The sequence below is a fragment of the Streptomyces sp. NEAU-W12 genome (genome assembly GCF_026242095.1).
Lineage (GTDB): Bacteria > Actinomycetota > Actinomycetes > Streptomycetales > Streptomycetaceae > Streptomyces.
Genome location: NZ_JAPJDM010000012.1, coordinates 131,903 through 145,985, shown reverse-complemented (window position 1 = coordinate 145,985; position 14,083 = coordinate 131,903). Strand labels below are relative to the sequence as shown.

Below are 14,083 nucleotides of genomic sequence, written 5' to 3'. Positions count from 1 at the left end.
GCACCATCGACGACCCGGAGAGCGCTGCGGCCGTACAAGCAGCGGAGACACGCCAGGACCGGCCCCGACGGTCCGCGCCCCGCACGAGCGGGGCCGAAGGGGCGGGCCGCGCCGCTGCCGCACGGTGAGAACGGGAAGCCCACGTCACCCCCGCTCCCGCCCCTTGCCACCCGGGCCCGGGTTCGCCCTCGGGGAAGCCTCCGGCCCGCGGCCGTCTCCTCCCATGTCACCGGTCGGCAGTACGGTGTCCTCCATGCGCCCCGACACGCCCGCCGAAAACGTCGACCACGCCGCGGAAGCGGCACGCCTGGAGCGGACCGCCGGCCTGTATCCCCAGGACGTCGAAGCCCTGCTGCTACGGGCCGCCGCCCATCTCGAACTCTCCGGCGACCGCCCCGCCGCGGCCACCCTCTACGACCGGCTACTGGCCGCCGACGCGGAGCTGGAGAGCCCGTACCTGGTCCGCGCCCTGAAGGCCTCGAACCTCTGGGAGTACGGCCACGAGGCGGAGGCCCGCGCCGTCATCGACGGCATCCGCACCGCGGCCCCGCGCGACCCGGCCCCCTGGGTGATCGTCGCGGAGTCCCTGGAGGCCCATGACGAGCTGGAGCAGGCGCACGAGACGTTCACGGAGGCGGTACTCCTGCTCCTCACCGACGCGCCGGAGCCTCCGGCCGCCACCCACCCGCTCCTCTTCGGCCGCCACCGCGTGCGCAGGATGCTGGGCGCGGCGCACGACGAGTGGGACGCCCTGGCGGACTCCGTGCACACCCTGCCGATCACCCTGGACGAGCTCCACGACCCGAAGCGCGTCTGGTCGCTGGGCTCGGAGAACCCGGCGGAGCTGGAGGCGGAGATCAGCCGCCTGCGGGCGGAACTGGGCGCGTACCGGACGGCGCTGTCCCGCCCCTTCCCGGTGGCGGTCCTCCACTGGCCGGCGGACGAACTGGCCGAGCTCCTGGAGGCGTATCCCGTCCTGGCCGACGAGTACCCGTCGCACGAGGAGCACCTGGCCACGATAGAGGCGGCCCTGCGCGAACTGGCCGCCTCGGGCACCCCCAACCTGGGCATCGTCACGGGCACCGTCCCCTCGTACGAGGCCTTCGCCGCCTCCGAGGGCACCGTCCCCGACGACACCGGCCTCCTCCCGCAGTACGCCACCACCCTGGCGGCCCGGGGCCGCGCCCTGCCGTGGCCCCCGCTGCGGTCGGCCGCCTGCTGGTGCGGCTCGGGGCGGACGTACGGGGAGTGCCACGGCACGACGGCGGCGTGACGGGGGCACGACGCCAGGGCGCAGCGCCAGGAGCAGGCGCCAGGGGGTCCCGCCATTGACAGGTTTGGTTAATGAGATTAGCTTTTAGCTATTCAAGTTAGCCACACCTGGAGGCCGTCATGACCGAACACCTCGCCGTCGACGGCGGCACGATCGCTTACGAAGTGGCGGGGGCCGGTCCGCTGGTCGTCCTCGCGCACGGCATGGGCGACAGCCGAGCCGCGTACCGCGCCGTGATCCCGCAGCTGGTGGCGGCGGGTTACCGGGTCGCCGCGGTCGATCTGCGCGGCTGCGGCGAGTCGAGCGCCGACTGGCCGGCCTGGAGCCGCACCGCCGTCGCCGGCGACCTGATCGCCGTCATCCGCCACCTGGGCGGGCCGGCCGTGCTCGTCGGCCACTCGTTCTCCGGCGGCGCCGCCACCATCGCCGCGGCTCGGGAGCCCTCGCTGGTCACCGCGGTGGTCGAGCTGGCGCCGTTCACCCGGGGGCAGTCGCTCCGCCTCGGCGACCTGCGGGTGCGGCGCTTCCGCCGGGGCATGCTGCGGCTGCTCGGCGCGGGCGTCCTCGGCAGCGTGCCGCTGTGGCGCTCGTACCTCGACGTGGCCTACCCCGGCGCGAAGCCGGCCGGCTGGGCCGAGCGGCTCGGCCGCGTCGAGTCCCTGCTGCGCGAGCCGGGCCGGATGAAGGCCCTGCAGGGCATGGGCCGCAGCGCCCCGACCGACGCCGGCGCGCAGCTCGGCGGCGTCCGCTGCCCGGTCCTGGTCGTGATGGGCACGCTCGACCCCGACTGGGCCGACCCGCACGCCGAGGGGTCGGCGATCGTCGACGCCCTGCCGTCCGGCCTCGGCCGCCTCGAGATGATCGAGGGCGCCGGGCACTACCCGCACGACCAGTTCCCCGACCGGGTGGCGTCGCTCGTGCTCGCCTTCCTCCGCCCGGACGCCGCCCGTGCCTAGGGCCGGCCTGGACCCGGCGGCCGTGGTCGCGGCCGGCGCCGCCCTCGCCGACGAGGTGGGCCTCGCCCACCTGACGATGGGTCTGCTCGCCGAGCGGCTGGGCGTGCGCACCCCGTCCCTGTACAAGCACGTGGGCGGCCAGGAGGACCTCAACCGGCGCATCGCGGCCCTGGCGTGCGCCGAGGCCGCCGACGCCGTCGGCGACGCGATCCGGGGATACGCGGGCCGCGACGCCCTGGCGGCCGCGGCCCGCGCCTTCCGCACCTTCGTCCTGGAGCACCCCGGCCGGTACGCCGCGACGATCGGCGTGGAACCGTCCGGCCCGGACGACCCGGTCGCCACCGCGGGCCGGCGGCTGATGGACTCGCTCACGGCGGTCCTGCGCGGCTACGAGATCGAGGAGGCCGACGTGGACCACGCCCTGCGCCTGCTCCGCAGCCTCTTCCACGGCTTCGCCACGCTGCAGGTGGCCCGTGGTTTCCAGTGGAGCACCGACGTCGACGAGAGTTTCGAGTGGCTCGTCGCCTTCACCGACCGCGGCCTGCGCGCCCTGTGAGAGCGCTTCCGCCACCTCCGTGGCCGGATCGCCGCGGTGCCCGGCCCCGGCGGGCGGCGCCGTCCGGCCACACCACGTCCACCGGGACGCCCGCCGCCCGCGCCTCGAGCACCGTGTCGGCGGTGCCGCCGCCCCAGCCGGTGGGCGGCCGGCCGTCCCACACGGCGACGAGCCGGTCGGCCCGTTCGACGAGGACGGCGTTGGCGGCCGCGTACGCCGGCCGGCCGGCCGTTTCGCACGGGAGGACGAGGACCTCCCCGGCGGCTTCGACGAGGTGGTCGAAGAGGGCGGCGTGGTCGGGCTTGACCCTGTTCCGCCGGTAGTCCCGGGAGGGGACGACGACCGTCAGGCGCCCGCCGGCGGCGAGGACGGCTTGGGCGAAGAGGGAGTCGGAGCCCTCGGCGATGCAGGAGACACCGACGAGATCGCCGTCGCCGGCGTACTGCTCGAGCAGGTCGTCCAGGGCGGCGCGGACCAGGGGGACGCTGCCCTCGGTCAGGTTGATGTGCCCGGTCACCGCGAGGGTCGTCACGGTCGTCGCTCTCCTTGTCGGGTCGGCAGCAGGCCGCGGATCGTATCGCGGGCCTCGCGCCGGGGACAGGGCCGGCGGCAGCTGTCCAGCGGCTGACGGCAGCGGACGGCAGCGGGCAGCGACGCCTGTCGTGCGCGGTGGGTGGGTGCTCCGCGCTCACGTACGGAATGGCGCGCGACGGCAGACTCGGGGGCCGGAACTGCCGTGACGGGCTTCCGAGAGGGACGGCGGCCTCCCGGACCCGGATGCGGCCGTGGGTCCGAGCCGGGCCGTGCGCCCCTCACCGGTCGGGGCGAGGGGCGCACAGGTGATCCGGGGCCGTGGAGTCCGGTCGCCGCCGCTCACTTGGCCAGGAAGGCGAGCAGGGCGTCGGTGACCTCCTGGGCGTGGGTCCACAGCAGGCCGTGCGGGGCACCGTCGATGACGACGTACTCGGCCTGCGGGAGCGCCCGGCGGAACGGCTCGGCGGTGGCCTCGATCGGCAGGATGCGGTCGGCGGTGCCGTGCAGGATCAGCGTCGGGACGTCGACCTTGGGGAGGTCGGCGCGGAAGTCGGTGGTCCAGGTCGACACGCAGGCCAGCGAGGCGTGCCAGGAGGCGCCGGCGGCGACGTTCCAGCTGTTGCGGACGGCTTCCTCGCTGATCCGGGTGCCGAGGTTCTCGTCCAGGTTGTAGAAGTCGTTGAAGAACGCGCTGAAGTAGGCGTAGCGGTCGGCGGTGACGGCCTGCTCGATGCCCTCGAAGACGGCGCCGTCGACGCCCTCGGGGTTGTCGTCGGTCTTGAGCAGGAACGGTTCCAGGGAGGCGAGGAAGGCGGCCTTGGCGATCCGGTCGGAGCCGTGGGTGCCCAGGTAGCGGCCGACTTCGCCGGTGCCCATGGAGAAGCCGACGAGGACCGCGTCGCGCAGGTCGAGGGTCTCCAGGACGGTGTTCAGGTCGGCGGCGAAGGTGTCGTAGTCGTAGCCGGTGGTGGGTTGGCCGGAGCGGCCGAAGCCGCGGCGGTCGTAGGTGATGACGCGGTAGCCGGCCGACAGCAGGGCGGCGGACTGCTTCTCCCAGGAGTGGCCGTCGAGCGGGTAGCCGTGGATGAGCACGACCGGCTGCCCGGTGCCGTGGTCCTCGTAGTAGAGGTCGATGGAGGTGGAGTTCTCCTGGCCGACGGTGATGAACGGCATGGTGGTCGCCGCCTTTCGTGTTCGGTGTGGTGGAGCCTTGCGGTCGCGCTGCACGGAAAAGGTAGCGCATAATTCGGTTGCACACAACTAAATTGTGCACAACCGAAATGGAGGAGATCGTTCCGCCGGAGGGGGCAGGCCGACAGAGGGCCGGGGAGAGCGGCGGACGGAGGGCGGGGGACGGGGGCGGGGGGCGGGGGGCGGGTGATGGGGGACGAGGGGCAGACGAACGGAACGGCGCCGACGGACTCGTCCACCCCTGCTCGGCCCTGCCGGCGCCCCCTTCCCGGCCGCAGCTCCCATTCCACCCCCCGGCACCGGCCGGCACGTCAGCCGCCGGGCCCAGATCACCACTCGGCCGAACGAAGGAGACGGGTCCCGGCATCCCACGAACGTCGGAGTCGCCACTCGCCCTCCGGTCCGGCCCGTCCGCCGATCCACGGCGGAACGGAGCACGCGGGCTCCTCGTGGGGGCAGCGCCGGGGTGAGCCCGGAAGCCGCCACTACTTGCTCTCGGGGTCCGCCTCGATGGCGGCCGTCACCCGTTCGACAGGGGGCCGTCGATGGTGACGCCGACTGCCGTCCGGGCCTGGGCGGGACCGTGACCTCGGCCGAGCGGACCGCGCCGCCGCGGTTCAGGCGGCTGATCACCGCGCATGAGCCGCACCCGTTCTTGGCGCTGACGCGGGGGGAGGCAGTGCGGGCGGCCGAGCGGATGGACTCCGACGGCCATCGGCCGGCGTCGCCGACGGCACTGAAGTCGTGTCAGCCGTGCCGGCCGTGTCAGCTGTCTCAGCGGATGGGGCGCTTCCCGAACCCGGTCGCGGCACAGGTCGGTCCTCCCCGGCGGGTTCTCCGGTTCGGGCCCGGGTGTCGGCGAGGCAGCAGAAGGCGGTTCCGGTCCCGATGATGGTGCCGTTGAAGGCGAGGCGGCCGACTGGGGCGCGTCCAACAAATGATCATGAAAGGCTTCGGTGTCCGGAACCGGCCCGGTCGAGCCCACACCGGTCGGGGAGACCCGACTCACCGGTGAGAGCATCAAGTCCTGCTGCGGCCAAGCGAGATCACACCAGCCGGTGGTTCCGGAACGGAACAACGGGACGTCTGATCCGGAGCGGGTCAGTGGCGGGGGCCGGGTCGAGGGTGCGGAGACGAACGGCGGTCCTCGGGAGAGGCCAGGGGGGCGGGGACAGCACCGTGGCGGCGTTGGCGTCGGCTGTACTCGGTGATGGCCTGCCACAGGTCCCGTCGGTCGTTGTCGGGCCAGTAGCCGGGGGTGAAGTACAGCTCGGCGTAGGCGGCCTGCCAGGGCAGGAAGTTGGAGGTGCGCTGTTCGTTGCCGGTGCGCCACAACAGGTCCACGTCCGGCATGTCGGGGTGGGGCAGATGGCGGGCGAAGTCGTCCTCGCCGAGGAGGTGGGGGTCCACTTCACCTTCTCGGGCTGCCCGGGCCAGTGCCGCGGCGGTCCGGGTGATCTCGTCGCGGCCGCCGTAGTCGAGGCACAGGGTAAGGGTCAGTCCGGTGCGGTTGCGGGTGCGGTGCTGTTCGCGCCTGAGGGCACGGACGAGGTCCTCGGGCAGTTTGTCAGGGCGGCCGGACCAGCGCTGGCGCACGTCCAAGTCGCGGAGGGGCCCCTCGTCGAGTTCGCGTTGGGCTGCCTCCAGGATCGTGGCGATCTCCTCTGTGCCGCGTTTCCAGTTCTCGGTGGAGAACGCGTAGAGGGTCAGGTGGCGCAGCCCGATCTCCAGGGCGCCGTGAACCATCTCGTGCACGGCGGCGGTGCCGACGCGGTGGCCTTCATGCCGGGGCAGGCCGCGCTGCTCGGCCCAGCGGCCGTTACCGTCCATGATGACCGCCACGTGGCGGGGCATCTGGTCGGCGGCGATCCGCGGGGGCCGAACGCCGTCGCGGTGCGGTGACGGGGGCCGGAGACCGGCGTCCTCGGCCGCCTGGCCCGGATCGCTCGACTCCACCGCGGGGGGCCGGGGGCCCGGCACGGTCAGGGGGGTCAGGCGCCAGGCCAGGGCCGCGCGGAGGCGGGCGGGGGCCAGTACGCGGGCGCGTGCCACGGCGGAGGGGCGTGGGGGGCGCTTCAGCAGGGTGGGGCCGGCCGCGTTGATGGCGTCGAGTTGGGCGCGCATCAGGTCGGCCGCCGTGTCGAGCACGGTGGCGGGACCCGGGTGCATTCCTCTCGTCACGGCGGGCTTGGTCACCCGTCGGCGGGCCAGGGCTGTCAGTTCGGCGATCAGCGCCGCCACGACTGGACTCCAGCGCCCCTCGAGCAGATCCGCCTCTGCGCCGGGGAAGGGTTCCAGTGCTTCCTGTGGCAGGAGCAGGTGGCCCTGGGCGAGGTCGGTGCTCAGGTCGGTGAGGATGTCGGTGAGCTGGGCACCGTCGATGAAGTGCTCGTAGTCGGCTTGCCGGTCCAGCCGGAGCGTCATCGGCGCGCCGGCCTGCTCGAACAGGTGCCGTACCTGGTCGACCCAGGGCACGACTCCCTCGGTGCACCCGGCCCGCCACGCGGCCCAGTCGGGGAAGCGCGGACCGTGGGCGTCGTCCCGTGTCCTGGCCATCGCGCCCTGCAGGCTGGTCAGGTCCAGATGCCACCGTCCTGCCGTGTCCACCAGGGCATACCGGATCGGGTCGGTGCTCGTGCCCGCCCGCGTGTCGTGCTTCAGTGCCCTGGTCCACGCCTCGACACGGGCCGCGCGCCGGGCCGGCTCCACATCCGGTTGGTCCGCCAGGTCGTCAAGGATGCTGGCGGCCGCCCAGAGTGCCCAGCACGCCGGGCGCAGGATGGCCGGCATCAACTGGATGAGGGCGTGGATCCCGGGATCATGCTGCCGTGTAATGCGGCGGCACAGCCGGTATGCCGCACGCAGGGCGGGGTCCTCGCCCCGCAGCGCACGGGGGGCGGCTCGGCCGCGTCGCGCGTGTCTGGTTGTGTCGAGGGGCGCGGGGGTGGGCTGCGGTGTCGTGCACATCTCGGGGCGTGGACCTCAGGGTGCTTCCGTGTGGGACGCCGTAGCCGAGGGCGCGGCGGCGTGGCGCCGTGCGGGGAGGCAGGGAGTACCGCTTCCCGACCCGGGCTCAGTGGGCTGTGGGTTGGCGAGCAGGGTGCTGCGGGTGCTGCGGCGAAAGCCCATCAGGGCGACCAGGGCCGCTCCCGCGAACCAGGAGAGCTGGATGGCCAGGTGCCGCGGCACCGGGTTGGTGGAGAATCCCGCCGCCGTGCCGGCCTGCATGGCTCCGTAGGAGGGCAGGTAGCGCATGATCGGGTTGTCGGCCCCGGAGCTCGTGATCGGGTTCTGCAGTGCGAGGTCGATGATGCTGGTCATCACGAGGGCGAACATGCCCTCGACCTCCCGGCGCAGCACCGAGCCGAAGCCGACGCCGAGGGCTCCGTAGGTGAGGCCGGCGCTGAACAGTGCGGCGGCGAGCAGCAGAGGTTGCCGGGGTGTCCATGCCAGGCAGGTGACCGCGGTGGCGTAGGCGGCGACCGTCGCCGAGATGAGAGCCAGTGCGGTGACTTTGGCCAGGACGAGATGGATGCGGGGGTAGCCGGCCATCGCGAGCCGGCGGTCGAAGCGGTTGCCGGAGAAGGTGGCGGCGAACATCATGAAACCGGTGATCAGAGTGACCGCGTTGAGTGCGCCGCTGATCTCGGTCAGTTCGTTGCCGTGGGGCCTCAGCGTCTCCCCGGTGGCCTGCAGCCGCATGAGGGCCGGGGTGTCGGGCATCGCCAGATAGGCAAGGGTCGTCCACAGGGGGACGAACAGGATCACCAGGACCACGGCGAACCGGTTGCGGCCGTGCTCGGTCAGCGCGAACCCGGTGGCGAGGGCAAACCGGGCCAAGTGAAACCTCACGCGGCAACCGCCTGGTCCGGGCGGAGGAGCCCGTCCTCCAGACGCCACAACTCGTCCAGACGCTCGGTGTCGTACGCCAAGTGGGAGACGACCAGTACGGAGCGTCCCGCATCACGCAGCCGCACGGCAAGGTCCCAGAACCGCTGGTAGGTGTCCCAGTCGAACCCCTGATACGGCTCGTCCAGCAAGAGCACCTGCGGATCGTGCATCAGCGCCAGCGTCACGTTCAGCTTCTGCCGCGTCCCGCCGCTGAGGACCCCGGCCCGCTCATCGGCGTAACCGGCGAATCCCAGCACGTCCGTGATCTCCTCGGCATACCGCAGATCTGGCAGGCGATAGGCCCTCTGGAAGAACGCCAAGTGCTGGCGGACAGTCAGCGCGTCGTTGAGAACCACGTGCTGCGGGCAGTAACCGAACCGGCCACCATGACGGACCGTGCCGCGTGAGGGCCGCAACTCGCCGGAAAGGATCTTCAGCAGCGTTGATTTGCCGGCGCCGTTCTCCCCGACGATCCCGCACAGCCTCCCTGTCCCGAGCCGCATGTCGACGCCACGCAGGACCACACGCCGACCGTAGGCATGGTGCACACCCTCGACCTCCACGCCCGCACTCCCCCCACCCGTAACCGGCCCCCTGTACCTGCCACAACGATCACGGTGCCGGAACGACACGGATGAACGACGACCACGACCCAACTGTCGAGGAGTCGGCTGCGCGCCTCCGTGCCGGGGAGTGTCCCTGCCCTGCACCGGCCCGTGATCGTTCCGTGGACAGCAGTCCCGCCGCGACGAACTCGCCGCCCGCCACCGGGCCGGGCCCCACCTGGCCTCACTCGCACTCTGGCTCAGCGTGGCGGTCGTGGCGGTCGTGGCGGTCGTGGCGGTCGTGGCGGTCGTGGCGGGGAGGGACTTGCCGAGCATGGCGCAGGTTGCGGCGTCGACCAGAGCCTTGTTCGCGGTGGCGGCTGCGGGCAGTTGGACGCCGGCGGGGTCCCCCGTCCCCCGCCGAGCCCGCCTCCGGTGCCCCGACGACCCGATCACGGCCGAGGTGGCCGACCTCCGTCCACAGCTCCAGGAGCAGGTGCTCCGGAGCACGGGAACCGTGTAGGCGACCCGGTCCTCTCGGGGCGACAAGATCAAGCAGTGGCGGTCCCTGGGCTTCCCTCGGAGCTGCCCCCTCAATTCGCAGGAGACCCCGGGACATGGCCTGTCGGGCACGGACACGGGCACGCGCAGGACGGCGGTGGGCGGATCCCTCCCTACGGGCCACGGGCCACGGGCCACGGGCCACACGAAGAATTCTGCGTTCATGTCATCATTCCGGCATCCCGCTCCGCCCCCGCACACTCGCCCACCCCGCGCTGCCCGCTTCGACTCGCTCCGCCACCACCACGGTCACTGCCGCCGCTGCCACCACCGCCGAAGGAGCCAAGTGACTCCGATCCGTGTCCTCCTGGTCGACGACCAGCCCCTGATCCGCACCGGATTCCGCTACATCCTGGAGGCCGAGGACGACATCGTCGTCGTGGGCGAGGCCGCGGACGGCTGGGCCGCCCTGTACGAGGCCAGAGCGTTGCAGCCGGACATCGTCCTCATGGACATCCGCATGCCGCACGTGGACGGCGTCGATGCCACACGCAGCATCACCGAGGAACTGCCGGGATGCCGGGTCATCATCCTCACCACCTTCGACCTGGACGCCCACGTCGTGCACGCTCTGCGCGCGGGCGCCGTCGGCTTCCTGGTGAAGGACGGCCCGGCGGACTCCCTGGTCCACGCCGTCCGCACCGTCGCCGCCGGCGAGGCCATCCTCGCCCCCAGAGTCACCCACCGCCTGCTGTCCCGCTTCGCCCAGCTGGAGGACGACGACGCCCAGCGGTTCCGCCCCGCCTCCCCACCCGGCCTCTCAGCCCTCACCACGCGCGAGACCGACGTCCTGCGCGCCGTGGCCCGCGGCCTGACCAACGCCGAGATCGCCCGGGAACTCACGGTGAGCGAGACGACGGTCAAGACCCACATCTCCAGCATCTTCGACAAGTACCGCCTGCGCAGCCGAGCCCAGGCGGTGATCCTGGCCTACGACACGGGGCTGGTACAGCCGGTACCGCGGACCTGAGTCGCCGGCCCGCACGACGTCTTCCGGTGCTTCACCACCGTCGGACCGGCGGGGTGTTGGTGTAGGTGTGCCCCGTGGGCGCGGTCCAGGTGCTGACCCCGGAGTGCGGATCACGCGTGACCTTCCACCCGGGATGATGCGTCTTCAGCCGATGATGCCGACGACACAACGGCTGAAGGTTCTCCGGCACCGTCTGCCCGCCCCGCTCCGGATGCCGGTGGTCGAACGGCCGGACGTGGTCGAGGTCGCACCGGTGAGCGGGCATCCGGCAGCTGGGGAAGGCACAGTACTGATCCCGGGCGATCACGTGCCGCTCGGTCTCGGCTGTCGGCCGGTAGGTCGTCGGGTCGGTCTTGACGAGGAGCCCGGTTTTCGGATGCGTCAGCAACCGCCGCCAGACGGTACCCGGCGCGAAGGCGATCTCCCGGGCCTGACCGGCGGTGATGGGCCCGTGCCCCTTCAGCTCCGCCGGCCCGTCCTCCGAGCCCAGCAGGATGTCGAACGGCACCGTCACCTGCACCACGGCCGCCGCCCGTCCTTCGCCGCCGCCCGTGACCCCGGGCTGGTTGACGACAAGGTCGAACAGCGCGTCCGCCCGTTTCTGGTCCAGCGTCCGCCCATCGTCTCCGTAACCAGCCGCACGCGCATCGACCGCCTGCTCCATCAGCGCGGCCTGCTGGGCGGGCACCACGGCACCGAACAGCGCCATGCCGTCGTCCTGCGGATACCGCACGACGTGCCGCGCCTTTACCCGCTCCTGATGACGCCGCTCCGCGCCCTCCGGATCGGCACGGAGGATCTCGCGGCGCAGCACGGCCTTGGTCCGCCCCACCGTCTGGGCCGGCATCCTCGCCGCCAGGACCGACTCCACGCGGCGTGCCACCTCGTCATCGAGACACTCCAACTGCTCGGCGACCGCCTGCGCCTGGATGTAGGAGATCCGCCCGTGGGCCAACAGCCCCGTCGTCTCCTCGTGCCGGGTCGCCAGCAAAGTGGCCGCCCTCAGGCGCTGCCCGGCCGCCAGATGGGACAACCGCAAAGCACACGCCACCTCCTCCACGGCCCCGTCCCAGGTAGCGGCGAAGACGTCGTCCAGCTTGCCGCCGGCCTCGATGACGACCGCCTCGGGAAGATCGCTGTGCCCGGCGATGGCCGCCAGTACCTCGACCTGCTTGGCCTGCAACCACGCCAGATGCTGCTCCAGCACGACAAGCGCGTCGATCCGCCCACGCGCCGACAGACGCGCCACCTCCAGCCCGCCGAGCCGCCCCGCACTCTCGGCCGCAGGCCCTCGCTCCCGCAGCTCAGCCACCCAACCGTCCAACGGCCCCTGGAGGATCACTCCTCCCCAAGGGGCAGAGGCCTCCCCCACCAGATCATCCACGGACACGCCACTCACCCCCAGCACGGCATGAACAAGACAGCCCACACGAACGACAGAGCCAAACGCCCGCCTCCAGCGGACGGGTTCGACCACTCCATACTTGCTCACTCAGAGTGATAGCAACAGGTCAAAGGCCACACTCGATAGAGTGAACCCTCACACCGAGAACCCAGGGACCGCGCCCGCCCGCCCATGCCCGCCTCCTCGCGGACTCCGGCTGGACAGAAAACCCACTCGGCCCCCGTGAAGGGGAACACGCCGGCAAAATACTCATGTGGCACAAGCACCTCCCTCCTCTCCCGCCGTATCCGCCCGAATGAGCCGCCAGGGCTCCCGCGACACGGCACCAGAGGTGGCGGTCCGAAAACTGCTGCACGCCGAAGGGCTCCGTTACCGCGTGAACGCACCGGTGATCGGAATGCCCCGTCGCACCATCGACATCGTCTTCCCCAGGGCCAGGATCGCGGTGTTCCTCGACGGCTGCTTCTGGCACGGCTGCCCACAGCACGCGACGAGCCCGAAGTCGAATGCCGAGTGGTGGCGGGCCAAGCTCGACAAGAACATGGCGCGGGACCAGGAGACGTCCGAGTACCTACGGGCGGCCGGATGGACAGTGTTGAGGTTCTGGGAGCACATACCGGCAGAAGAGATCGCGGCGACGGTACGCGCGGCGGTGGAGCACGAGAAGCAGGTTCGGGGGCGGCCGACCCAAGGGGGAGCGGATGGTTGATCGACTGGGGTTCGTGGACGTCTGCTCCGGTGCGGGCGGGTTGGCGTCAGGGCTGGAGAGTGCGGGATTCTCGCCGGTGCTCCTGCTCGACAACAAGCACCAGGCATGTGAGACGCTCCTGGCCAATCGACCGCACTGGAACGTGGTCTGCGAGGACCTGATCGAGTTCCTTCCGGAGAAGCATCCGGAGACCCTCGACGTGGATCTTTTGTCGGCCGGTCTGCCGCGAGTGAAGTCCTCGGCTGCTCTCTACTCCTCTCCCACGTGTCGGCAGCCACTCCCATACTTGGACCTCCGTCCGCTTCTCATCCCTACCGAGAAGCGGACGCCTCCCGCGTGACCTTTAGCGTGTTCGACCAGCGCCCTGCTTCTCCCAGTACGTCCGGTGGTAGCGGAGGTACTCCTGCTGGACTCGGTGACTGTCCTTCAGGATCAGCTTCGGCAAGAGCCTCACACCCGACGCATCTGCACGCACGATGACGGACCAGTCCTCGCCTATCGTGATCGCACCAATATCGAACCGCACATGACAGTTCGGGCAGAGGCACAGGATGTTGCGCTCGACGTCGGGGCCATGGTGAGGCTTCCCCAAAGGCCGTATATGGGCGCCCTCGCTGTACTGCTTGCCGTCCGGCCCGACCAGTTGGAGGCCGCACAGCTGGCACTTGCCCTCGTAGAGCTCCTTGATCCGCTCTGCGGCAGCCGTATCCCGGATCAGACGACGCACCCACATGCTGCGCGATCGCGGGAACTTCTCCACGTACTGCCGCTCGTCACCTTGCCGCTCTTGCTCGTCCTCGAGCTCTGCCAGCACATCAACGACGTGGCGTTCGAGCGGGGTCTGCACTTGCTCACGATCCAGCAAGCGACGTAGATCGAACTGACAAATGTCAATCGGTGACCCATCAGGAGCCGGACGTTTGGAGGTGGCTGTACGAACCTCCGTGATTACGTACAGACCGTCATACCTGTAGGAGTCGAACGGTGAGTACCTAGGGTCTCCCTCGTATCCTCGGATCACGCGTATGGGGTGCCCCCGCTCGTAGCTGAGCCGGAGCGCAGCGTTGTCCTCATACGACCACGACTGGCGTCGGAGCAGCCTGCCGCTGGGATCCTTGTCCTTGTTTTTAGAAGCCCCGGTGTACCGGATCCAATCCCAGTGATCTTCGTCGTCCTCATAGCCTCCATGCAGGACGATCGCGTCTCCGACCTTGCTGCCGTCTTCGTCCTCGAGCCAGGAGATGCCTCGCTGGTTCGTTTGGTGCAGTTTCGCCCGCATCACGTCCAATCTCCGATGGAAGACCGCGCCCACAGGAACACCGTCCACATGCCCGATGACTCGTTCGATTCCCATCCACCCATACTTGAATGAGAGTGATCGACTTTGTCAACTACGTTTTAAATAACTTGTGTTGGCAGCATCAAGGTCTACCCTCTCGGACCAACTCTGCCCGGATGTCAGAGCCCTCTGTTACACAGGAGCCCGCTGCCC

General features: G+C 70.9%; 12 protein-coding genes and 1 pseudogene. 6 read left to right on the top strand and 7 right to left on the bottom strand.

The window, feature by feature from the left end; genetic code table 11:
• Positions 1 to 253: 253 nt before the first annotated feature.
• The 3 genes from ORI94_RS17225 (at position 254) to ORI94_RS17215 (ending at position 2,785) form a co-directional block, all read left to right on the top strand.
• The gene (locus ORI94_RS17225; RefSeq protein ID WP_266076250.1) at positions 254 to 1,273 is read left to right on the top strand and encodes an SEC-C domain-containing protein; all 1,020 of its coding nucleotides are present in this window, start codon (positions 254 to 256) and stop codon (positions 1,271 to 1,273) included.
• 119 nt (positions 1,274 to 1,392) lie between these two features.
• Positions 1,393 to 2,229, top strand: coding sequence for an alpha/beta fold hydrolase (locus ORI94_RS17220; RefSeq protein WP_266076248.1), 837 nt, complete (start codon positions 1,393 to 1,395; stop codon positions 2,227 to 2,229).
• A 22-nt stretch (positions 2,230 to 2,251) separates the two neighbouring features.
• On the top strand, positions 2,252 to 2,785 hold the full coding sequence (locus tag ORI94_RS17215; RefSeq protein WP_266076499.1) for a TetR/AcrR family transcriptional regulator: 534 nt from the start codon (positions 2,252 to 2,254) through the stop codon (positions 2,783 to 2,785).
• Here the strand turns inward: ORI94_RS17215 and ORI94_RS17210 are convergent.
• The 5 genes from ORI94_RS17210 to ORI94_RS17190 form a co-directional block, all read right to left on the bottom strand.
• Positions 2,757 to 3,317 (bottom strand): hypothetical protein, encoded by a 561-nt coding sequence (locus ORI94_RS17210; RefSeq protein WP_266076246.1) that lies wholly within the window; start codon positions 3,315 to 3,317, stop codon positions 2,757 to 2,759. The two genes, ORI94_RS17215 and ORI94_RS17210, sit on opposite strands and share 29 nt — an antisense overlap.
• Before the next feature lie 341 nt (positions 3,318 to 3,658).
• Positions 3,659 to 4,492 (bottom strand): alpha/beta fold hydrolase, encoded by an 834-nt coding sequence (locus ORI94_RS17205; RefSeq protein WP_266076244.1) that lies wholly within the window; start codon positions 4,490 to 4,492, stop codon positions 3,659 to 3,661.
• Between the two features lie 1,119 nt (positions 4,493 to 5,611).
• On the bottom strand, positions 5,612 to 7,300 hold the full coding sequence (gene uppS, locus ORI94_RS17200) for a polyprenyl diphosphate synthase (protein WP_416237834.1): 1,689 nt from the start codon (positions 7,298 to 7,300) through the stop codon (positions 5,612 to 5,614).
• 192 nt (positions 7,301 to 7,492) lie between these two features.
• Positions 7,493 to 8,362, bottom strand: a complete 870-nt coding sequence (locus ORI94_RS17195) for an ABC transporter permease (protein ID WP_266076240.1) — start codon at positions 8,360 to 8,362, stop codon at positions 7,493 to 7,495.
• A complete protein-coding gene (locus ORI94_RS17190; RefSeq protein WP_266076238.1) occupies positions 8,359 to 8,964 on the bottom strand; it encodes an ABC transporter ATP-binding protein in 606 nt (201 codons plus the stop codon). Before ORI94_RS17190 ends, ORI94_RS17195 begins: the two co-directional genes overlap by 4 nt.
• A gap of 829 nt (positions 8,965 to 9,793) precedes the next feature.
• Here ORI94_RS17190 and ORI94_RS17185 point away from each other — a divergent pair.
• Positions 9,794 to 10,477 (top strand): response regulator, encoded by a 684-nt coding sequence (locus ORI94_RS17185; RefSeq protein ID WP_266076236.1) that lies wholly within the window; start codon positions 9,794 to 9,796, stop codon positions 10,475 to 10,477.
• Positions 10,478 to 10,508: 31 nt separating this feature from the next.
• Here ORI94_RS17185 and ORI94_RS17180 read toward each other — a convergent pair whose 3' ends face one another.
• A complete protein-coding gene (locus ORI94_RS17180) occupies positions 10,509 to 11,954 on the bottom strand; it encodes an HNH endonuclease signature motif containing protein (RefSeq protein WP_266076234.1) in 1,446 nt (481 codons plus the stop codon).
• 223 nt (positions 11,955 to 12,177) lie between these two features.
• Between ORI94_RS17180 and ORI94_RS17175 the strand changes: the two genes are divergently transcribed.
• Both ORI94_RS17175 and ORI94_RS17170 read left to right on the top strand, forming a co-directional pair.
• Positions 12,178 to 12,591, top strand: coding sequence for a very short patch repair endonuclease (locus ORI94_RS17175; RefSeq protein WP_266076232.1), 414 nt, complete (start codon positions 12,178 to 12,180; stop codon positions 12,589 to 12,591).
• Positions 12,584 to 12,841, top strand: a pseudogene (locus ORI94_RS17170) (DNA cytosine methyltransferase); the annotation flags it as partial. The gene ORI94_RS17175 and the pseudogene ORI94_RS17170, both read left to right, overlap by 8 nt.
• A gap of 93 nt (positions 12,842 to 12,934) precedes the next feature.
• Here the strand turns inward: ORI94_RS17170 and ORI94_RS17165 are convergent.
• On the bottom strand, positions 12,935 to 13,945 hold the full coding sequence (locus ORI94_RS17165; RefSeq protein WP_266076230.1) for a YDG/SRA domain-containing protein: 1,011 nt from the start codon (positions 13,943 to 13,945) through the stop codon (positions 12,935 to 12,937).
• Positions 13,946 to 14,083: the final 138 nt, after the last annotated feature.